Source organism: Bacteroides sp. DH3716P (assembly GCF_025914115.1).
In the GTDB taxonomy this organism is placed as follows: domain Bacteria; phylum Bacteroidota; class Bacteroidia; order Bacteroidales; family Bacteroidaceae; genus Bacteroides; species Bacteroides ovatus.
On record NZ_CP083673.1, the window covers coordinates 5,544,476 to 5,565,988 of the forward strand.

Genomic DNA, 21,513 nt, shown 5'->3' on the forward strand with positions numbered 1-21,513 from the left:
TATCTTCACCGGATAGCGTCACTATATTTATAGTAAAAACGGTAAGCAATTGCGCTGTCCTTGAATTGGATAACACAACTGTTTACCGTTCATTATTTATTGCTCACTGTATATTTACAGCTTATACAAGTCACTTGCAGCCAGTAGATCGACTTTCTTTTCTTTCAACACCTCGATACACTTATCCAGGTTGCTGGGGCGGATCACTACATTTGCAATATGGTTATTGGCAAACGAATACATATATTCAATAAATACGCCCTCTTCTGATAAATATCCCAGCACTTTTGCCAAAGCACCTGGTATATTGGGACAGCTTATACCTACCACATCAGTCACATTCACTGCAAAATGATTATCTTTTAAAGCTTTGTATGCTCTATCCGGATCGGATACAATTCCACGCAAAATACCAAAATCAGCATTTTCGGCAATGCACAAGGCAGAAAGATTGATATTTTCTTTCGCCAGCACTTCAGTCACTTCCGTCAAACGGCCTGACTTATTTTCCAAAAAAATAGAAAGTTGTTTTGCTACCATTATCGTAAAGTTTTAAGTATTAAATCTTTCTGTTATCAATCACACGTTTTGCTTTACCTACGCTGCGTTCAATGCTGCGAGGCTCTACCAGTTTCACGTTGACTCCCAGTCCGAGTACGCTTTGCAAACGTCCTCCCAGTTTCTTCTTCAAAGCCAGCATTTTGTTGATCTCATCCGAATAGAATTCCGGACGTACTTCAACCTGGAGTTCCATTGTATCGGTATTGTTTTCACGACCTACTATCAACAAATAATGCGGTTCAAACTCTTCCATTTCAAGAATGACTGATTCAATCTGCGTCGGGAATACATTCACACCGCGGATAATCAACATATCATCACTACGTCCCAAAATACGATCCATACGTACCAATGTACGGCCACAGGAACATTTATCATGATGCAAGGCCGTCAAATCACGCGTACGGTAACGAAGTAACGGCATACCCTCTTTGGTTAAATGAGTAAATACCAGTTCTCCCGTTTGACCGGATTCCACCGGTTGCAATGTATTCGGGTCGATGATTTCCGGGAAGTAATGGTCTTCATTCAAGTGAGTCCCGTGCTGACATTCGCACTCGTACCCGACACCCGGTCCGGCAATCTCACTCAAGCCATAAATATCGTATGCTTTGATTCCCAACTTTTCTTCTATCTCATGACGCATATTTTCCGTCCAGGGTTCTGCACCGAAAGCACCGACTTTCAGTCGGAATTCTTCACGCGGTAAACCGGAATCTTTGATTGCATCTGCCAGATAAAGCGCATAGGAAGGAGTACAACACAGCACGGTCGATCCGAAATCGTGCATCAAGGTTATCTGTTTTTCCGTGTTACCACTGGACATCGGAATAACAGAAGCACCGATATTTTCGGCTCCTGCATGTGCTCCCAATCCGCCCGTGAACAGTCCGTATCCATAAGATACCTGAAAAATATCAGAACGCCCCGCTCCATAAGCGGTAAAAGCACGTGATATACATTCCGCCCATGTAGACAAGTCCTTACGGGTATATCCGACAACCGTCGGTTTTCCGGTTGTTCCGGAAGAAGCATGAATACGTACAATTTGGCTCATCGGCACGGCACAAAGTCCGAACGGATAATTATCTCTTAAATCATGTTTCGTGGTAAACGGCAGTTTTACAATATCATCAATACTATTGATGTCATCGGGAGTAATCCCCATTTCCTGCATCTTCTTTCGATAGAAAGGCGTGTTGTGATAAACGTAATCTACAATTTTCTTGAGTCGTATGCTTTGAATCTTGCGAAGACTTTCGCGGTCCATACACTCAATGCTCTCATTCCAAATCATGTGTTTCTGGTATTACTAGTTGTATGAATCTGTTTTTTGATATTAATATGTTGCAAAGTAAAGGATTTATTTGGAAAAATGATTTGTTATCTCGATTATTTTACCGAATATTGCTCCACTTTTTAGGATTTAACTATGAATTATGAACTAACATCAGCTTATAAACCTACCGGAGATCAGCCGGAAGCTATAGCACAACTTACTGAAGGGGTCCTTCAGGGAGTTCCCGCACAGACTTTATTGGGAGTGACCGGGTCGGGAAAAACATTTACCATTGCCAATGTGATCGCCAATATCAATAAACCTACGTTGATTTTGAGCCATAACAAAACACTGGCTGCCCAGCTCTACAGTGAGTTTAAAGGTTTTTTCCCAAACAATGCGGTAGAATATTACGTTTCTTACTATGATTATTACCAGCCGGAAGCTTATCTGCCGAACAGTGATACATATATAGAGAAAGATCTCGCCATCAATGACGAAATCGACAAGCTCCGGCTCTCTGCCACTTCCGCCCTACTCTCCGGGCGAAAAGACGTGGTAGTGGTTTCTTCCGTATCTTGTATCTACGGTATGGGAAATCCTTCGGACTTCTACAAAAATGTCATCGAAATAGAACGGGGACGGATGATGGACCGCAATGTGTTTCTACGTCGTTTGGTAGACAGTTTGTATGTTCGCAATGATATCGACTTGAACCGTGGCAATTTCCGGGTCAAGGGCGACACGGTGGATATTTATCTGGCTTATACCGACAACCTGCTCCGCGTCACCTTCTGGGGGGATGAAATTGACGGCATCGAAGAGGTAGACCCTATCACAGGAGTCACTATCGCACCATTTGACGCCTATAAGATTTATCCGGCCAACCTGTTCATGACTACCAAAGAGGCTACTCTCCGTGCTATTCATGAAATAGAGGATGATTTGACCAAGCAAGTAGCTTTCTTCGAATCTATCGGCAAGGAATACGAGGCCAAACGATTGTATGAGCGAGTAACTTACGATATGGAAATGATTCGGGAATTGGGACATTGTTCCGGAATTGAGAATTATTCCCGTTATTTCGACGGCCGTGCTGCCGGTACCCGCCCCTATTGTTTGCTCGATTTCTTTCCGGATGATTTCCTGATCGTTATCGACGAAAGCCACGTAAGTGTACCCCAAATCCGTGCAATGTACGGAGGAGACCGTGCGCGAAAAATCAATCTTGTGGAATATGGTTTCCGATTGCCTGCCGCTATGGACAATCGCCCGTTGAAATTTGAAGAGTTTCAGGAGATGGCAAAACAAGTAATCTACGTCAGTGCTACACCGGCGGATTATGAATTGATTCAGTCGGAAGGAATCGTCGTGGAACAGGTGATTCGTCCTACCGGTCTGCTTGATCCTATCATCGAAGTACGTCCGAGTCTCAATCAGATTGACGATTTAATGGAAGAAATCCAGCTCCGTATTGAAAAGGAAGAACGCGTACTCGTCACTACACTAACCAAACGAATGGCAGAAGAACTGGCAGAATATCTTCTTAATAATAATGTGAGATGTACCTATATCCATAGTGATGTCGACACACTGGAACGTGTGAAGATTATGGATGATCTCCGGCAAGGAGTTTATGACGTACTTATCGGGGTCAACCTGCTTCGTGAGGGTCTCGACCTTCCGGAAGTGTCTCTCGTCGCTATTCTCGATGCAGACAAAGAAGGATTCCTCCGCTCCCACCGTTCGTTGACACAAACTGCGGGACGTGCCGCGCGTAATGTGAACGGTAAGGTAATCATGTATGCTGATAAGATGACGGATAGTATGAAACTGACGATTGATGAAACGAACCGTCGCCGCGAAAAGCAGTTGGCATACAATGAGGCAAACGGAATTACCCCGCAACAGATTAAAAAGGCCAGAAACTTGTCTGTATTCGGTAATGCAAAAGAGGCAGATGAGCTGTTGAAAGAAAGACATGCTTATGTAGAACCTTCTACTCCGAATATCGCAGCAGATCCGATAGTGCAGTATATGAGTAAAGCGCAGATGGAAAAGAGTATCGAGCGTACCCGCAAACTGATGCAGGAAGCAGCCAAGAAACTTGAATTTATCGAAGCCGCACAATATCGTGACGAATTATTGAAACTGGAGGACTTGATGAAAGAGAAATGGGGATAAAATTTCCCCTTTGTTCACTTATTATAGCCTGATTGCTAAGGGCTGAAACTCTTAACAAACCTGTAACTTCGCATTTAGTCTATTAATTAGTGTTATAAAAACACCAATTAAGGGCTGATAATTTGCAAAGTTACCGGAATCCCGTATCTTTGCACTGTGTTTTTCATAGTATTAGATTTAAGGTTAACAAAGGTTGGAGCAAGGCGTTGCTCCTTTTTTTATGTCTATACGTCACCTTCAATGAAAAATATAAAATTGAAAAGACATAATGTACCACTCTCTAAAGCATAAATTAAGGAGGATTGCAGATATAGACTGATCGTTCATTACGACTGAATCTATTCATGCAATCCTCCCATTTCTTATAGTTGGATTATTCCTACTTCAAGCGATGATAAATCAAAGAGCCTTCTCTATGGCATTTTTAATCAACGGTTCCATAATATCATATCCCTCGCTCGTTGGATGAACTCCATCTTTAGTATATTGAGGATTCAAGGCCTGATTTTCGTCAACCACCATTGCCTTGTAATAATTAACAAACGGAATTTTATTTGCTTTTGCATAAGCCTCTATCCGGTCATTTAAAGATTTAATTTTCTGCGGAACATCTTTTATTTCCATTCTCCACTTAAATGCAGCAGCAGGCAATACGGAAGTCAAAATTACTTTTATTTTATTTGCTTTTGCCAGTTCCGCCATAGAAACGATGTTTCCGAATGTATAATCTTCATTATACGCTTGTGTATTTTCAGCGACATCATTTGTTCCGGCATTAATCACCACTAAAGCAGGAGAAAGATTAATCACATCTTCCCGGAACCGTAACAAGAATTGATAGGAAGTCTGCCCACTGATTCCACGGCCAATGTAACCATTTGATTTGAAAAAATCCGGATGAGTCCTTACCCATCCTTCCGTAATGGAATTTCCCATAAAAATAACCCGTTTGTCTTTCTTTGTCGCTTGTGGAAGTGCAGCATTTTCTTTTGAATAACGACGTAGATTAGCAAAATCATTTTTCTGCGCATAGCTTTCTCCTATCGAGAAACTCAAGCAAACAACAGCCAATAATATCCATTGGCCCCATCTTCTTTTATCCATGTTTATATTAAGTATTAGTAATATTATATTTCATGCAAAGATAAAAAGAAAAGCGATGCACCATACTTTGTACGGCTATTTTTTGTGCATTTCCATGCCATAATGTGCTGATAAATGTCAGACGCGAGAGATTTTTTCTGCATATTTGTTATTGTTTTCAGGTTTCCAGCAAAAATACGCCATACGCTGGGAGCTTCTAAATTCATCGGTTCTTTTCAATTGGTTTCGGTTCTAAATAGTCATATACGTTCGCATATTAATAACCTTTCTTTGGGGAAGCAAAAGTTAGAGGCTTCATTTGCCTGAAACGAAGCCTCTGAATGTATCAAACAGAGGCTCTGCCGCATGGGTTTAGAGCCTCCATTTAGGGAATAAAAAGCGCCTTTTTGCCGAACGCATAGTGGAACACTCTCCAAAGGCAGATAACTCACTATATGACAACTGGTTACGCCTTCCTAAAAAGCCCCCTTGAACACTTACCGGTATTATTATAAATATATAAATAATAAACTATATATATTAAAATGTATAGTTCGATTTTTCTATTTTTGAATCTTTATAACGCAAATCGCATGTGCTAAAATTTATTTGTAGCTTTGCTTTTTTCGAATAAATTCAGCTGTTAAATCAGTTCATAGTAATTATTAAAAAAGTTGATGAAGAAAGAAAAATGGAAGCATACGCATTTATCTGTCGTCCAAAATATCGAATAACCGTTAAGGCGAAGGTACTTTTTCTTAATCTATGTTATATAACATGCGTTTTTTCTTGGATTATTTGCTAATTTCACAACAGTCCGTATCTTTGCATTGTGTTTTTCATAGTATTAGATTTAAGGTTAACAAAGGTTGGAGCAAGGCGTTGCTCCTTTTTTTATGTCTATATGCTTGATTTCCTAAAAAAGAATGGTATTTTTGTAAAGTCACAATTATTATCCGAAACATGAAACGCAAACTACTTTATACCACTCTAATAATAGCTATTCTGTGTGTAATCAGCATACTTGTATGTAACAGGACGATCAAGAAACACACAGTCTCCAAACTATATACGGAAGTAAATACTATCCCCTCCAACAATGTAGGATTACTTCTCGGAACTTCTCCCAAGTTGAAAAATGGAAATAACAATTTATATTTCGATTATCGAATTCTTGCAACAGTAGAGTTATATAAAGCCGGGAAAATTAAATATATCCTCATCAGCGGCGATAACCGTAAAGAGGATTACAATGAACCGGAAGAAATGAAGAAAGCACTCATACAAAAAGGTATTCCTGAAAAATTCATTTATTTAGATTATGCCGGATTCCGGACTCTCGACTCTGTTGTACGTGCCAAAGAAGTGTTTGGACAGAATCGTCTGACCATCATCTCACAACGTTTCCATAATGAACGAGCGATCTATCTTGCAGAGAAAAATGGAATAGACGCCATCGGGTACAACGCACAAAATGTAAATGCTTATGCCGGACTGAAAACTAACATCCGGGAATTACTCGCAAGAGTCAAAATGTTTATAGATTTAGGTATGGATAAACAACCTCATTTCTTGGGGGAGAAAATCATTATTGGAAACAATAAATGACTAAATACAAAATGCCATGAATAAACACAAAAGATAAAACCTATGAGACATCAACAAAATAAGAAAAAAACAGCCTGGAAGAAAAGTCGCACCTTTGGTGACATTAAAGGAGGAAGAATGCGAATCAAATTAAAGGATAATATAGTGAAAAGAGAACACTCTTTATTAAAACCAACTGAATTTGATAAATGCCCCATTTATATAATGGAAAATCCGTCCAGGGATTTCTATTTTCCAATAACAATAGACCATATTGAAAGTGTATTGAATCAATTACCCGAAAAAGATGTATCATGTATAACACACATATGGCTACGCAAGCCTAATTCTAAAGTAAATTGCCAAAGTTATTTTACTACGGGTAGTGGAGTATATGCCATCATACTGTATCCATTTCCCAAAAACAACAAAATATCCATAGGAAAGAGCAAACCCAGTCACAAACTACTAACATGGTATAAAGGCTATGCATCTGAACCTGTAAAAGAACGAGATAACTGGTATATTGAATTCACAGAAGAAAATGCAAGAAGATATTATCTTGAACGTTTATTAATGCATGAAATCGGACATTGTGTCAATGTATGGTTAGTTTATAATAAAGCAGCAAACTACAAATCAGAAAATAGTGCAGATAATTATGCTTTGAATAATAAACTTGAAATAACTTATTAAATTATGGAACAACAAATTCAACTCAACGATCACAATAAGCAGGAATACCCTCCTATGCATACAGCAGAGCATTTACTCAATGCAACCATGGTGAAAACCTTTGGCTGCCCACGTTCTCGCAATGCCCACATCGAAAGAAAAAAAAGCAAATGTGACTATATACTTTCGTCATGTCCGACAGCGGAACAAATCCAGTCTATTGAAGATAGAGTGAACGAGGTAATCAGTCAGAACCTACCTGTGACTGTTGAGTTTATGACTCATGAACAGGCCAAAGATATTGTAGATTTAAGTAAGCTACCTGCCGATGCAAGCGAAACTCTTCGCATTGTCCGCATTGGAGATTATGATGCCTGCGCCTGCATCGGATTGCATGTATCCCATACTTCTGAAGTGGGTACCTTCAAAATCATTAGTTATGATTATGACGAAGAAAGGCAAACACTAAGAATAAGGTTCAAACTGATCGAGAAGAAGTAAACAGGTTATCAAATTAATATCTATCTTATATAAAATAAATAAAAACAGGATACATTTTGTCATTTATATTGCAAAAATGACATTATAAAAATGACAAATAGACAATTTTAGTCTCTAAAATCTCTTGGCATAAGGTTTGCATTTATAGAAACGAACAACGGTTCGAGAGCGGACGATGGAAGGCGGGATAACCGATACCATCGGAAGTGAAAATGCCGAAGTTCTAAATTTATTAATTGAATGTTTAACTTAAAGATAGGAGACTAAAATTATGATGCCTGTTAGAAGAACTCAAAGTTGGTTACCAAGTATCTTTAATGATTTCTTTGATAACGATTGGATGGTAAAAGCAAATGCTACTGCACCTGCAATTAATGTTTTGGAAACAGAAAAAGAGTACAAAGTGGAATTGGCTGCTCCTGGTATGACGAAGGATGATTTCAATGTTCGCATTGATGAAGACAACAACCTCGTTATCAGCATGGAGAAGAAGACTGAAAACAAGGAGGAAAAGAAAGACGGTCGCTATCTGCGTCGCGAATTCTCATACTCTAAGTTCCAGCAAACAATGATTCTACCGGACAATGTGGACAAAGAAAAAATTGCTGCATCCGTAGAACATGGTGTTTTAAACATCGAACTTCCGAAACTCTCTGAAGAAGAAGTGAAGAAGCCCAATCGGCAAATCGAAATAAAGTAATACGGTAACCACTTGCTGTTCACCGGAAACGGTGATAAGAAGTAATAAAACAGCTCTTTCCCTGAAAAGGAAACGAGCTGTTTTTATATTATTATCCTTAGTTATTCTTCCGATAACTAATCACTGCCCAACTATTAAACACTACTGCAAAAAACAACAATACTCCAAACTGTGGCAGTAAATCAAAGAAACCACTCCCCTTTAAATACACCATTCGCATCACTTCCATAAAATACCTCAAAGGATTGAGCCTGGTTATTATTTGAGCCCATTCCGGCATACTGCTAATGGGAGTAAACAAACCACTCATCAAAATTACAACCAACAAACAGAACCACATAACAAACATAGACTGTTGCATCGTTGCCGAGTAGTTGGAAATAACAAGTCCGAAACCGGACATTACCAGAACGAAAAGAACTGCGAAAAAGTAAATCAATAGAAAATGACCGACCGGCACTATGCCATAAATTAACCAAGCTAATATGAAACATACAGTCAGCACCACAAAACCAATCAACCAGTAAGGCAGGAGCTTTGCCAAAATAAAGATAAACTTCGGAACCGGCGTCACATTGATTTGCTCAATCGTTCCTACTTCCTTCTCGCTAACTATATTCAATGCAGGCAAGAAACCACAAATCAAAGTTAATAACATGACCATCAATGCCGGAATCATATAGAGTTTATAGTTCAGATTCGGATTAAACAACCCCTGTGTATCAATGCCTATCGAAGGGAAAGCACCGGAGACTGTAGCAGTTGCAGGATATTCCGAACGCAGCTCGGCTGCATAATCATTAATAATAGAAGATAGATAAGAACTCCCCAGCCCTCCTTTTGTCCCATTCACAGCATTGGCTGCTATCAGTATGTGGGTATCTTCTCCATTCATCCAATCCCGTTCCAGATGCCGCGGAATTTCCATCACAATATCCGCCGTTCCAATTTCAATATTCCGTAGGCCTTCTTCATACGAAACCGGCACTTCCACCAGACGGAAATAGGTAGAGGCGGCAATCTTATTGACTAAACGTTGTGAAATAGCCGAATGGTCATTATCCACAATATTCAGCTGTATATTCTTGATTTCCAGATTTACCGCCCAAGGCATCAACAGCATAATCATGCATGGAAATACAAGAATCAATTTCGGAAGAAACGAATTGCGAAGCAATTGTTTAAACTCTTTTTCTATCAGGAACTTTATCATAAATAATTCTTCCATTTATCAATCTGCCCATTAGCACACTGTATAGTATTCATACAACCAATTGGCATATCGACATATTATTCCAATCTATACTTAAATTTCTTGATACTGATCGTAATAAGTACCGTCGCCATCAATAACAAGATACCAATCTCTTTATACACCAATGCAACTGGTACTCCTTCAATCATCAGTTTACGCACAGCCTGTATATACCAACGTGCCGGAAGTATATCCGAGATCCATTGAAGTATCACCGGCATACTCTCTATAGGGAAAATCATGCCCGATAAAAGCATTGTGGGCATCATCAGCATCAATCCGGAAACCAGCATGGCCGCAACCTGTGTACGTGTGACTGATGAAATCAATAAGCCCAATGCCAAGGATACGAAGATAAACAGCAAAGATACGGTGATTAACCAGAACAAACTTCCTACCACCGGAACATCCAACACAAAGACCGAAAGCAAAAGGATCGTTATCAGATTGACAAACGACAGCACAAAATAAGGTACAGCCTTTGCCAAAATAATAAATAGCGGCTTCACAGGTGAAACCAATAATACTTCCATCGTGCCTGTTTCTTTCTCACGAACAATGGAAATCGAGGTCATCATGGCGCAAATCAGCATCAGGATCAAGCCCATCACTCCCGGAACAAAGTTATAAGCACTCTTCATCTGCGGGTTGTAGAGCAATTTGATATCAGGAGTCAGGCGGGCAGCCGACATATTCGGGGGAATCATCTCCTGGCCTACCATAGAAACGATTCCTGTCGCATAATTAACTTGCGAAGTCGACATATTGGGATCTGTTGCATCTACTATCAGCTGTACACGAGCATCACCCGTATAGAGATCATCCGCAAACCGTTCGCTAAAGACAATCGCCATATCAACTTCATTCTTTAGGAAAGCAGCTTCCATTTCCTGGGGCGAATGAAAACGTGCAGTAACGGTGAAATACTCACTGGCATCCAAACAATCAATTATTTTTCGCGTTACCACATCATTAGAAGGATCGAGCACCGCCAACCGAACATTCTTCACTTCCGTGCTGATAGCAAAACCGAATAGAATAATTTGCACGACAGGCATCCCCAACAAAATCAGCATGGTTCGCCGGTCACGGAAAATATGATAAAACTCTTTCTTTATAAAAGCTATAAACTGTCTCATAATCAATCTGCTTTGCGCACCGCACCGCGGGCTAATTTCTGAAAAACGTCATCCATCGTTTCCGCACCGAATTGTTGTTTCAGACGGGCAGGTGTATCAAGTGCTTTAATCTGACCGTCCACCATGATAGATATCCGGTTGCAATATTCCGCTTCATCCATATAATGGGTAGTGACAAACACGGTAATACCCTGATCAGCTGCCTGATAGATCAATTCCCAGAACTGTCTTCTCGTAGCAGGATCTACTCCACCGGTCGGCTCATCCAGAAAAACGATTCTCGGTTCATGGAATATTGATACTGAAAAAGCCAATTTCTGTTTCCATCCCACCGGAAGGCTCTTCACCAGAGTATCCCGTTCGGCAGTAAGCTCCAAACGATCCAACAATTCTTCTGTCTTCCGTTCTATCTCTTGTTCCTTCATGCCATAAATTCCGGCAAACAGACGGATATTCTCCCACACTTTCAGGTCTTCATATAGCGAAAACTTTTGGCTCATATATCCGATATGTTTCTTAACTTGTTCGGCCTCCCGGTAAATATCATATCCTGCCACCTTTCCGATGCCTGATGTCGGTTTACTTAATCCGCAAAGCATACGCATAGCTGTCGTCTTTCCTGCTCCATTAGCACCCAGAAAGCCAAATATCTCGCCTCGATTCACCTGAAAGGAGATATGATCTACTGCAGTAAAATCTCCAAAACATTTTGTCAACTGTTCCACTTCAATGACCGGAGCTACTTCATGCTTCACTTCCTCCCGCTCCAAAGAAGGAGGGCAAAGGATAGACGCAAATTGATGAAGAATACGTTCCGGGGTATCAATGCCATGAATCTGTCCATGATTGATGAAAGCAATCCGGTCACATTGCCGGGCCTCATCCATGATAGGAGTAGAAACGACAATGGTAATACCCTGTTCCCGTAAGTTTCGGAGCATTTGCCAGAATTCCTTACGCGACACGGGATCTACTCCGGTAGTAGGTTCATCCAGGAATAAAATATCCGGTTTATGAATCAAAGCACAGCTCAATGCCAGTTTCTGCTTCATACCACCTGACAAAGCCCCTGCCCTTCTTTTCCTGAACGGTTCTATCTGTTGATAGATATCTTTAATTAAATCATAATTCTCCTGAACTGTCGTATGGAACACGGTAGCAAAAAACTCCAGATTCTCTTCTACCGAAAGATCCTGGTAAAGTGAAAAACGACCGGGCATATATCCCACCTTCGTACGAATCTGTTTATAATCCGTTACCACATCCAGCCCGGCAACTATGGCCGTTCCTTTATCCGCCAGCAACAAAGTAGTCAGAATACGGAATAAGGAACTCTTACCGGCACCATCAGGCCCTATCAGCCCAAAGATTTCTCCCCGTTCCACAACGAAAGAAACGTCTTTCAGCGCCTCCACTGTTCCATAGTTCTTGCCGACTTCTTTCACAACCACTATGGGTTCTTCCTTTGCCATTCCCTTGCGTTTAATTTTTAATCTTCAATTTTTAATTTTTCAATGTCACTCCTCCGTACATGCCAATCTTCAATGCTCCGTCATTCTTCACGGCAATTTTCACTGCATATACCAGATTAGCACGTTCGTTTTTCGTCAAAATCGTTTTGGGAGTGAACTCCGAACGGTCGGAAATCCAGGTCACTACCCCCGGATAAGCTTTCTGCTCCGAGTTTCCATAATCAGCATACACAGTTACCTCATCTCCCAGTTTCACTTGCGACAACTGTTCGGAGGTGATGTAAGCCCTCAAATACATGCGATCCACTTCAGCCACTTTAAACAGCGGTTTACCTATTGCCGCCAATTCACCGGCTTCTGCATATTTTGCCAATACGGTACCTTCAATAGGCGACTGGACATGACATTTAGCTAATTGATCCTCCATCTGTGCAACTTGTATGGCAACCGAATTTCCTTGTTCTATCAGGCTGTTCGTACTATTCTGCAATGACGATTCCTGTGCGACAAGCTGCCTTTCAAGCAATTTGACTTGTGCGTCCCAGTCGTCCAACTGTTTCTGATTCGCCGCTCCAGCGGCAAGCAGGTTTTCCACGCGTTTCTTTTCACGTTCTGCTGTTGCTATTTGCTGTTTGGTAGCAGCTATCTGTTTAGCAAGATCCGGACGTTGGCTTTCCACTGATTTCATACTGGCCTCCAGTTGTAATTTCTTCAAATACAATTGCACCGTATCCACCAGCCCAATCTCCTCACCTGCTTTCAGTCTTGTTCCCTCTTCTACCTCCAGTCGCAACAGCTTTCCGGCAGCTTCGGCAGAGACTATCACTTCCGTGGCTTCAAACGTGCCGGTTGCATCATAGCCGGGTATTCCCTTACCACAAGCAGCCAACATAATCAATGCCACTCCATACATTCCTATCTTTGTCATTCGTTCCATATCTAAAGAAGTTATATTAATCATTCGTAGTATATTTCAATTGATAAATTCCCATTAACCGTTGAATTTCATGCAACGCTTTCGACTGACGTGCCAAACTCTCATTGGTCAATTCCCGAAGCATCTCGGTCACCGTCAATGTTCCATTCGCCACTTTGGCCTCTGCCGATTTGCGAATATTGGTACGCAAACGGATAATCTCATCATCATCCTGCATTTGCTTTTCCAATGATTGGATGGCCTGATCTTGTTGTGTCATCTCCAATCTTGTATTAAACAGAAACACATCCCGGTTATTATCCAATTGCCGGCGTTTATTTTCAATTACCTTCCGGTCATTCTTCAAGGTATACAAACTACCAAAATTCCATGAAAGGCGAACACCCGCAATATAGTAGGGAGAAAATTCATTTTTCAGCATATTCAATCCGGGGTTTCCATAAGCTCCCTGCACGAATAATCCGAACTGTGGAAGATGACGCACATTCAAAGCTTTCTCCTGTACTTGCAATCCTACTCCTTGCGCATTGAACAAAGATAATTCCGGACGACGAATCTCACCGACAGCCGAAATGTCATCTTGAGGAACAGGTTTCTCCAAAACCGTTTCCTGCGACAATTTCTCTCCTACCAAAAGTGAAAGCATCTTCAAATACGCCATACGCGATGAAGCCAGTTCAACTCTTTTCTGCTTTGTGTTCAACTGCTCCACTTTCACAGCATCCAAATCGGCCTGATTGGCAATGCCATTTTCTACGTAAGCAGTAATCTGGCGATAATTTCTCTCCAGTTCATCTTGCAACAATGCATTCTGTTTCAGTTGCTCGTCCAACAAAAGAATCCCAAAATAAAGGTCATTTACACGACTATTTAGCGCATACATATCCACATTCAGTTTTTCTTTCTCTATCTCCGCTTCCGCAGTCGTTTGTTTCTTCTGCATCCGGATTCCTCCACCATCCCAGATTTTCTGTTGTAACTCCAACATCACCTGATACTGATCTTTCGGCACTCCTTTCAAATCCACTCCGGGAAGCTTCACCGGAATTTCCGTTACCTCACTCTGATAAGAAGCTTTAGCCGAAAGGGCAAACTGTGGCAAATATCCTTTTGCCGCATTCTCAAGATTATATTCCTTTGTTTTCTCCACCAAGCCATACTGATGTACCAACGGATAATTTTCTTGCGTCTTCCGTTGACATTCTTCCAACGTTATCTGCGCATTTATTCCCGATACAAACAATAAAAAGGAGAAACTGAAAACCATTCTTTTCATACACATCATTTCTTTAATTTCTTCAAAAGACAAAGATAGAGGTTTCAAAGATACGTTCACATTCCGATAGTTAGTAAAAATGTTCCAATAGTTCGATAAAGAGAAAGAATAAAAGGCTATTTGCTGATTTTTATTATCTTTGGCGGAAAAAACAGATAAAGATGGAAAAGAAAATACCATTAAATATAGGTCTCGAAATCTTAGAAAATCCGGATATCGTCCGATTTAACGAATTTCGTTTCATATCTCCGCATTTCGGATTCGTAAACAGCTTCGCCAAAATAGAATCCAATCTTATCACAATAGATCAACCTTATCGTATCAAAGAGGGACGTATCGCAGTTATCAAACAGGGATATGCACGCGTATTAATCAACCTGATAGAAGAAACTTTTCAGCCGGACAAGCTACTATTAATTGTTCCGAATTCCATTCTTCAGATTATAGAAGTCTCTCCGGATTTTGATATGCAGATGGTAGCCATGGACGCGGAATTTCTTTCTATAGCCGGAAAAGACAATTTCTTCACTCATCTCTCACAGTTACAGAAAAACCTCATATTATCTCTGACCTCACATGAATACGACTTGTTTAAGAGTTATTTTGCTTTAATATGGAATATATTACAAGAACCGACGTTCCGACGGGAAGCTATTCAATATCTACTAATCAGTCTTTTGTGCAATATAGAATATCTTGTCAAAAACAACAATCAAAAAGAACAGAGCTGTCAGACACATCAGGAAGAGATTTTCCAGCGTTTCATTTCTTTAGTCAATGCTTATAGCAAGAAAGAACGTAATGTTAGTTTTTATGCGGATAAGCTATGTCTCACTCCTCGTTATCTTAATACGATCATCCGCCAAACCAGTCAACAAACAGTAATGGACTGGATAAACCAGTCCATTATATTAGAAGCTAAAGTATTGCTAAAACATAGCAATCTGCTTGTTTATCAAATTTCTGATGAATTGAACTTCCCTAATCCTTCTTTTTTCTCGAAGTTCTTTAAGCGAATGACAGGAATGACACCACATGAGTATCAATTCTCGAAATAAATTTTATTTCGAGAATTCCTTAATTCTTTGCTCTTCTTCCAGCTTGCAGATCAATAATGTGTTATCTTTCTCTGCAATGATATATCCATCCAAGCCTTGAATGACTACTCGTTTTTCTTCGCTGGCATGCACAATACAATTTTTACTTTCGTACAAACGGATATCGGTTCCTACGGTTGCATTTCCAGACTTATCCTGTGGAAGCAAACCGCGAAGTGCTCCCCATGTACCCAGATCTGACCAACCAAAAGAAGCGGGAAGTACATAAATCTCCTGTGCTTTCTCCATCACTGCATAGTCGATAGAAATGCTTTCGCAAGTAGGGAATAACTTCTTGATTGTTTCATTCTCTTTCTCTGTATAGAAATCGGGGAAAATGCGATCGAAAATTTGTGCGATGCCCGGAGCATATACACGCATCACGGAAGTAATAGTACGCACATTCCATACAAAGATTCCCGCATTCCAGAAGGAATTGCCTTCTGCCAGATACTTTTCGGCAGTCTCTTTATCCGGTTTTTCCTTAAATGCATCTACTGTATAAATCTCTTTATCTGTCTGGAGCTGATCGGCAGCAGCAATATATCCGTATCCGGTTTCCGGACGAGTTGGCCGGATACCTATCGTTACAATAGCGCTGCCATCATCTGTGAAACGAAGGGCTTTCTCCATCACTCTACGGAATTCTCCCGTATCAATGACTAATGCATCCGAAGGAGTTACTACAATGTTAGCATTCGGATGTTTTTTCTTGATCTTCCAGCAAGCAAAAGCAATGCAGGGCGCAGTATTGCGCGCACAAGGCTCCGCCAAAATATTACTTTCCGGAATTTCCGGCAACTGCTCCCGAACAATATCAATGTATTTTTCAGAAGTTACGACCCACATATTTTCCCTAGGGCAAACACCGTCGAAACGGTCTGCCGTCAACTGAATCAGCGACCGGCCACATCCCATTACATCAATAAATTGTTTAGGACATTCCGGAGTGCTCATCGGCCAAAAGCGGCTCCCTATGCCACCAGCCATTATTACAACATGATTATCCATACCTGTTATTCTCCTGTTAAAAAAATATTCTTTAAAATAGGTGTGCAAGGTACTTCAAAATGTCCAAAACAGCAAATAAAAATAAGAGTATTTGTAAGCTCCCGATAAAGTACCAATATTTATAATGAAGAAGTATTCAATATAAAAACGGAAGACAACAAAAGTGCTGTCTCCCGTTTTGAGTTGTATATTATCTAGTGATAATATCATTTCAAATATCAACGATCTTCACAGACAGTTGATATAATAGAAATCACATCGGATTTACACCGACATGAGGGCATTGATCAGGAATACACCGCCGTACATTTCCTGACCACAAAATGTAGGGTGCTTCATATGTGTAGCATGAAGTTAGGGACCTACATGTTCCATCTCACTTTTGTGTAAAGTATTAAAAGTACTCTATGACATTATTAACTTAAAAAAATCTCGATCACCAATAAAATATATATTGGCGAATTCTATGTCAAAGTTTATTAACCGCTATATTTTGGTTGAATTTATGACTCCTTGTCATGAAAATGTTCTCCATATCCATAACCGTAACCATAGCGCTTACCATAACCATAGAACTTGCCATATTTACCATAACCGTAATAATAACCGTATTTTCTTCTTTTCAGATCCAAACCATTGATTACAGTACACAGGCTAGGCAATTTATCTTTTTTAGCAAGTTCGTTGATCAAAGTATACTCGTTTTTATGAGTATAGTCTGCACGGCAGACATAAACAGACAGGTCAGCCACACGTCCTATCAACAAGGTATCAGTTACCATACCAACAGGAGCTGTATCCAGAATCACATAATCAAAATTCTTCTTAAGAGTTTCAATCGCTTTATCCAGTCCATCACGAGCCAATAATTCGGTAGGATTAGGAGGAACTGTTCCACCGGGAAGAATATAAAGATTCTTACTTACATCAGAAAGCTGTACTAAATCCATCAAGTTCTTTTCCGGATTAGCCAAATATTGAGTTATACCAACTTCTTTTCTCGGAATATTAAATACTTTATTCAAGCCCGGTTTACGAATATCAAGACCAACGATTACTACTTTCTTCCCTAATAAAGAAAGACTAATAGCAAGATTAGCAGAAATGAAAGATTTACCCTCACCACTAACCGTAGAAGTAACCAGAATCACCTTCTTGTCATTTTCAAGCATAAACTGAAGATTCGTTCGGATATTGCGGAAAGTTTCACTCATCAAGTTATTGTGATTCTCAAATACAGCAATAGTACCCTGCTTTTCATCAGTCAATGGAATATCACCAACAATAGGCACACAAGTAAGCTTTTCTACATCAGAACGACCTTCAATCTTGAATTTGGTTAATTCGAGCAGGTAAATAATCCCCACCGGAATTCCGATTCCTAACACTAAAGCAACCAGATAAATTATCTTGCCTCTAGGAGATACAGGAGTATCATCCGCTATAGCGTCATCTATAATCTTCGCATTATTGGCTGTAGCAGCCAGAGTTATCGCATTCTCTTCACGCTTCTGAAGAAGCATCAAATAAAGTCCGGCCTTTATCTCCTGTTGGCGAGCAATACTCACAAACTCACGCTCCTGACCAGGTGCCTCACTAATACGACGGGAATAACGATTCGCTTCACGATCCAAATCTGCCTTTGTAATCAACAATCCACGCAAAACCCTGTCTAAAGATACTTGTACATTCTCTTTCATGGCATGAATACTTGTATCCAAGTTTATAATGGTAGGATTATTCTCCGTTGATGTACGCAGCAAACGTTTTCTCTCAACAAGCACATCATTATAACGGTTGATGGCAGCCGCAAGATTCACATCCTGCAATCCGATATTACTAGGTAAAACCTCATAACCTTCATTTTGCATATATTTTTGCAAATCCTGCAGCAAATTAATCTGGGTTTGATTCTCCACACGCTTCTTTTCATATTCAGCACTACCCGTCAAAGCTATTTGTGCATCACTGGTCAAATCCGTAATACCCGCCCCACGTTTGAAACTTTCCAGATCCTTTTCCGTACTACCCAGTTCTTTAGAAATAATACTAATACGTTCATTGATAAATTCTGCTGTTTTCTGTGCCACTTCATTCTTATCATTATTCGTATTGATATTATACATCTCCAATAACTTATTGATAAAATCCTTGCCGCGTTGTACATTTGAGTTTTTCAATGATATGACAGCCACAGAAGTGGTCTTGGAAGTAGGCTCAATAGTCATATTTTTGCAATACCCTTTCGCTACAGCCAAAGGCTTATTAATTGTTGCTGTAATATTACGTGTAGTCTTTTCTGAATCTGTATTTTTTTCCAATATTTTTTTAGATAATACAGAATCCGGTGTCAGGAAAAAAGCCAATGTTCCTTTATCGGTAGGAAAAACAGCCGGTAACTTTTCGAAATGTTTCTGATATTCATCATCGCCAAGCTTCACATTCACATCCAGACTTCCTTGTGGTTGCAATATCATCTCCACAATTATCGGTTTCTCCAATAAATCGGCCTCCTGCGGAGTCATGCTCACTTGTACAGGTGAAGTTTTATACATATTCCTGGAAAGAAATTCATCCTCATCCGTATAAGAAATATAGAGGCCCAAATCTTCAACCACTTCTTTGACGATAGTCTTGGAACGGAGCACTTCAATCTCGTTATCAATATTCTGTGAAGAAGACATCAAACCATCCAATCCCAAACTCTCTAGCCCAGAAAGCATTCCGGCACTACCTCCCTTTTTATCGTCCTTTATTAAAACCGTAGCAGATATGTTATACACAGGAGTAGCTATATACAAATAGACCCATGCTGTAATCAAACATACCACAACCGCCCCCACAAACCAAGGCCAATGGAGCAAATACTTAAACAGCAGTTCCTTGACATCTATACTTTCTTCCTTAGGCTCTTGTGTTCCGTTGAATTCTGTTTCTTTCATTGCAAATCGTTATTTTAAGATGTTTACTAATAGGCTGACAACGGATACCAAGATAGAGGTAGCGGAGAACCAGAGGCTGGTACTATTGCCCACATCAGAATTTCGAGCCTTTGCTTTATTGGGAGTTATATAAACAATATCATTCTGTTGTAACCAATAGTAAGGTGAAAGAATCGTTTCGGCATTATTTAAATCCAAAGTGACAATTTGCTGTTTGCCATTTGCGTCCTCACGAATCAGCTTCACATTATCACGAAGACCGTATACCGTCATATCACCAGCCATGGCCAATGCCTCCAATAGATTCACCTTCTCATTAGAAATAGTAAATGTACCCGGTCGAGCAACCTCTCCAATGACTGATATCTTATAATTTACCATACGTACTGTAACAATAGGATTTTCTTTCATATAAGGCTTCAATTTATCAACGATTAACTGCTCTGCCTGTTTCTTTGTAAGCCCTCCAACTGTCAGTGCTCCTAATACTGGAAAAGATATTTTCCCTTCATTGTCAACCAAATATTGTTGTAACACAGGCTGAGTAGTAGTGTACTGTATTGATAAATTAGACGGGCTGGCAATTGTCAAGTTAAAGGGTGCAGCTAGTTCCGGACTGGTACACGAAACCACAATTGTCAATAAATCTTTCGGCATGATCTTTGCATCATAAAGAGTTTCCTGCTGAGTAGCTTGATTGACTGCTTCCACGTCTTGCAAATAAGGTACCTTTTTATAAGATTGACATGCTGCTAATAAAAAAGACAACAATATCACACATATTAGTTTATTTACTTTTTCCATATTCTTATCATCTTATTCACTTTTAAAAGTAATATCATCTGTAGGGGGGTATATAAATTCAAACTCTAAAGTTCTTGCCAGCCCCTCTCCTAAAGAATAAGGAGCTTTAAAAACAGAAGAATGTATTTTAGCAGCATCAAATTCAGTTGTTGCACAAAACTTCTTCACACGCACAGAACTTACTGCCAATTTCTTACGAGTAATGCAAGCAAATATATCAAAACAATATCCTCCTATCATGCCCAACCAATAAGGGAAATGAGTAGCCGGAATATGTTTATTCATAACTTTGCTCACATGAGCCACTAGTTCATTCATTGTAAAATCCGGCTTGTCAACATAATTAAACACATTATAACCTGTCCGAACCTCATCAATCATGTATTTTACAAAAGCAACAACATTACCGACATAAGCCATTGACTTTTTATTGTTTCCAGAACCAATCATTAGAAACTTTCCACTCGCAATTTGCTTTAATAAATTGTACACATTGCCTCTGTTACGTTCTCCAAAAATGACTGTTGGACGAATAATATCAATATTCCAATCCGGATGTAACTTATACCATTCATGCAAAATTTGCTCTGCCTGCCATTTACTTTTCCCATAGTGATTAAACGGATCTGCCGGATATTCTTCATTTGGATTCTTTTTATTTAGACCATATACTGCAACAGATGAAAAAAAAATGATTCGTTTTATATTATTTTTCTCCATTGCTTTTAATGTCTTTTCTATACCACCTACATTTGTATCATAATAAAGAGATACCGGAACAACATCATCCCGATGCTGTGCTGCTAATAAAACAACACATTCAGCCCCTTCCAATTTCTTATCTAAATAATCCTGATCACGTACATCACCAATTGCTGTAACTTCTGGAAAGAAACGACTTTGTTGCAAATCAATATTCAACATCTCATATCTTTGTGCTTTTTTCAAAAGTGTAATCAAACGAGTCCCGACAAAACCTGACGCACCAATTAAAGTTATTTTCATGTTTT

18 protein-coding genes are annotated in these 21,513 nt (G+C 39.8%); 6 read left to right on the plus strand and 12 right to left on the minus strand.

Features of this window, described 5'->3' with window-relative positions; translation table 11 throughout:
* Positions 1-114: 114 nt before the first annotated feature.
* On the minus strand, positions 115-540 hold the full coding sequence (locus KQP79_RS21160) for an amino acid-binding protein (RefSeq protein WP_004299992.1): 426 nt from the start codon (positions 538-540) through the stop codon (positions 115-117).
* A 19-nt stretch (positions 541-559) separates the two neighbouring features.
* Positions 560-1,858: a phenylacetate--CoA ligase family protein gene (locus tag KQP79_RS21165; protein ID WP_008648218.1), complete on the minus strand. Its 1,299-nt coding sequence runs from the start codon at positions 1,856-1,858 to the stop codon at positions 560-562.
* Between the two features lie 135 nt (positions 1,859-1,993).
* Here KQP79_RS21165 and uvrB point away from each other — a divergent pair, with 135 nt between their 5' ends.
* Positions 1,994-4,024 (plus strand): excinuclease ABC subunit UvrB, encoded by a 2,031-nt coding sequence (gene uvrB / locus KQP79_RS21170; RefSeq protein ID WP_004303633.1) that lies wholly within the window; start codon positions 1,994-1,996, stop codon positions 4,022-4,024.
* Between the two features lie 399 nt (positions 4,025-4,423).
* On the opposite strand, the gene KQP79_RS21175 is transcribed toward uvrB, so the two are convergent.
* Complete coding sequence (locus KQP79_RS21175; RefSeq protein ID WP_004309262.1) at positions 4,424-5,128, minus strand: SGNH/GDSL hydrolase family protein; 705 nt, start codon at positions 5,126-5,128, stop codon at positions 4,424-4,426.
* 942 nt (positions 5,129-6,070) lie between these two features.
* Here KQP79_RS21175 and KQP79_RS21180 point away from each other — a divergent pair.
* The 4 genes from KQP79_RS21180 to KQP79_RS21195 all read left to right on the plus strand — a co-directional run bounded on the left by KQP79_RS21180 (position 6,071) and on the right by KQP79_RS21195 (position 8,570).
* Positions 6,071-6,715 carry a vancomycin high temperature exclusion protein gene (locus KQP79_RS21180; RefSeq protein ID WP_004309264.1) on the plus strand — a complete coding sequence of 215 codons (645 nt, stop codon included), beginning with the start codon at positions 6,071-6,073 and terminating at the stop codon, positions 6,713-6,715.
* A gap of 42 nt (positions 6,716-6,757) precedes the next feature.
* Positions 6,758-7,390: a hypothetical protein gene (locus KQP79_RS21185; protein WP_004309265.1), complete on the plus strand. Its 633-nt coding sequence runs from the start codon at positions 6,758-6,760 to the stop codon at positions 7,388-7,390.
* A gap of 3 nt (positions 7,391-7,393) precedes the next feature.
* Positions 7,394-7,870 (plus strand): hypothetical protein, encoded by a 477-nt coding sequence (locus KQP79_RS21190; RefSeq protein WP_004303639.1) that lies wholly within the window; start codon positions 7,394-7,396, stop codon positions 7,868-7,870.
* A gap of 271 nt (positions 7,871-8,141) precedes the next feature.
* Positions 8,142-8,570, plus strand: a complete 429-nt coding sequence (locus tag KQP79_RS21195; protein ID WP_004300008.1) for an Hsp20/alpha crystallin family protein — start codon at positions 8,142-8,144, stop codon at positions 8,568-8,570.
* 97 nt (positions 8,571-8,667) lie between these two features.
* Here the strand turns inward: KQP79_RS21195 and KQP79_RS21200 are convergent, their stop codons facing one another.
* The 5 genes from KQP79_RS21200 to KQP79_RS21220 form a co-directional block, all read right to left on the minus strand.
* Entirely contained in the window at positions 8,668-9,783 is a 1,116-nt protein-coding gene (locus tag KQP79_RS21200) for an ABC transporter permease (protein WP_008776607.1), read from the minus strand.
* Between the two features lie 77 nt (positions 9,784-9,860).
* Entirely contained in the window at positions 9,861-10,964 is a 1,104-nt protein-coding gene (locus tag KQP79_RS21205) for an ABC transporter permease (protein WP_004309268.1), read from the minus strand.
* A gap of 2 nt (positions 10,965-10,966) precedes the next feature.
* Complete coding sequence (locus KQP79_RS21210) at positions 10,967-12,436, minus strand: ATP-binding cassette domain-containing protein (RefSeq protein WP_004309269.1); 1,470 nt, start codon at positions 12,434-12,436, stop codon at positions 10,967-10,969.
* Positions 12,437-12,467: 31 nt separating this feature from the next.
* Entirely contained in the window at positions 12,468-13,373 is a 906-nt protein-coding gene (locus KQP79_RS21215; RefSeq protein WP_004325720.1) for an HlyD family secretion protein, read from the minus strand.
* Positions 13,374-13,389: 16 nt separating this feature from the next.
* Entirely contained in the window at positions 13,390-14,649 is a 1,260-nt protein-coding gene (locus tag KQP79_RS21220; RefSeq protein WP_022199077.1) for a TolC family protein, read from the minus strand.
* A gap of 161 nt (positions 14,650-14,810) precedes the next feature.
* On the opposite strand from KQP79_RS21220, the gene KQP79_RS21225 reads away from it, so the two are divergent.
* Positions 14,811-15,707 (plus strand): helix-turn-helix domain-containing protein, encoded by an 897-nt coding sequence (locus KQP79_RS21225; protein ID WP_004300016.1) that lies wholly within the window; start codon positions 14,811-14,813, stop codon positions 15,705-15,707.
* 3 nt (positions 15,708-15,710) lie between these two features.
* Here the strand turns inward: KQP79_RS21225 and KQP79_RS21230 are convergent, their stop codons facing one another.
* The 4 genes from KQP79_RS21230 to KQP79_RS21245 form a co-directional block, all read right to left on the minus strand.
* On the minus strand, positions 15,711-16,757 hold the full coding sequence (locus tag KQP79_RS21230) for a mannose-1-phosphate guanylyltransferase (protein ID WP_004309272.1): 1,047 nt from the start codon (positions 16,755-16,757) through the stop codon (positions 15,711-15,713).
* 503 nt (positions 16,758-17,260) lie between these two features.
* Complete coding sequence (locus tag KQP79_RS21235) at positions 17,261-19,699, minus strand: GumC family protein (RefSeq protein ID WP_004309274.1); 2,439 nt, start codon at positions 19,697-19,699, stop codon at positions 17,261-17,263.
* 9 nt (positions 19,700-19,708) lie between these two features.
* Entirely contained in the window at positions 19,709-20,503 is a 795-nt protein-coding gene (locus KQP79_RS21240; protein ID WP_004309275.1) for a polysaccharide biosynthesis/export family protein, read from the minus strand.
* A 12-nt stretch (positions 20,504-20,515) separates the two neighbouring features.
* A complete protein-coding gene (locus KQP79_RS21245; RefSeq protein WP_004300024.1) occupies positions 20,516-21,508 on the minus strand; it encodes an NAD-dependent epimerase/dehydratase family protein in 993 nt (330 codons plus the stop codon).
* Positions 21,509-21,513 lie beyond the last annotated feature (5 nt).

Coding starts and splice junctions, on each gene's coding strand:
- KQP79_RS21160 (WP_004299992.1), bottom strand. CDS start 540: ATGGTAGCAAAACAACTTTCTATTTTTTTGGAAAATAAGTCAGGCCGT.
- KQP79_RS21165 (WP_008648218.1), bottom strand. CDS start 1,858: ATGATTTGGAATGAGAGCATTGAGTGTATGGACCGCGAAAGTCTTCGC.
- uvrB (WP_004303633.1), top strand. CDS start 1,994: ATGAATTATGAACTAACATCAGCTTATAAACCTACCGGAGATCAGCCG.
- KQP79_RS21175 (WP_004309262.1), bottom strand. CDS start 5,128: ATGGATAAAAGAAGATGGGGCCAATGGATATTATTGGCTGTTGTTTGC.
- KQP79_RS21180 (WP_004309264.1), top strand. CDS start 6,071: ATGAAACGCAAACTACTTTATACCACTCTAATAATAGCTATTCTGTGT.
- KQP79_RS21185 (WP_004309265.1), top strand. CDS start 6,758: ATGAGACATCAACAAAATAAGAAAAAAACAGCCTGGAAGAAAAGTCGC.
- KQP79_RS21190 (WP_004303639.1), top strand. CDS start 7,394: ATGGAACAACAAATTCAACTCAACGATCACAATAAGCAGGAATACCCT.
- KQP79_RS21195 (WP_004300008.1), top strand. CDS start 8,142: ATGATGCCTGTTAGAAGAACTCAAAGTTGGTTACCAAGTATCTTTAAT.
- KQP79_RS21200 (WP_008776607.1), bottom strand. CDS start 9,783: ATGATAAAGTTCCTGATAGAAAAAGAGTTTAAACAATTGCTTCGCAAT.
- KQP79_RS21205 (WP_004309268.1), bottom strand. CDS start 10,964: ATGAGACAGTTTATAGCTTTTATAAAGAAAGAGTTTTATCATATTTTC.
- KQP79_RS21210 (WP_004309269.1), bottom strand. CDS start 12,436: ATGGCAAAGGAAGAACCCATAGTGGTTGTGAAAGAAGTCGGCAAGAAC.
- KQP79_RS21215 (WP_004325720.1), bottom strand. CDS start 13,373: ATGGAACGAATGACAAAGATAGGAATGTATGGAGTGGCATTGATTATG.
- KQP79_RS21220 (WP_022199077.1), bottom strand. CDS start 14,649: ATGAAAAGAATGGTTTTCAGTTTCTCCTTTTTATTGTTTGTATCGGGA.
- KQP79_RS21225 (WP_004300016.1), top strand. CDS start 14,811: ATGGAAAAGAAAATACCATTAAATATAGGTCTCGAAATCTTAGAAAAT.
- KQP79_RS21230 (WP_004309272.1), bottom strand. CDS start 16,757: ATGGATAATCATGTTGTAATAATGGCTGGTGGCATAGGGAGCCGCTTT.
- KQP79_RS21235 (WP_004309274.1), bottom strand. CDS start 19,699: ATGAAAGAAACAGAATTCAACGGAACACAAGAGCCTAAGGAAGAAAGT.
- KQP79_RS21240 (WP_004309275.1), bottom strand. CDS start 20,503: ATGGAAAAAGTAAATAAACTAATATGTGTGATATTGTTGTCTTTTTTA.
- KQP79_RS21245 (WP_004300024.1), bottom strand. CDS start 21,508: ATGAAAATAACTTTAATTGGTGCGTCAGGTTTTGTCGGGACTCGTTTG.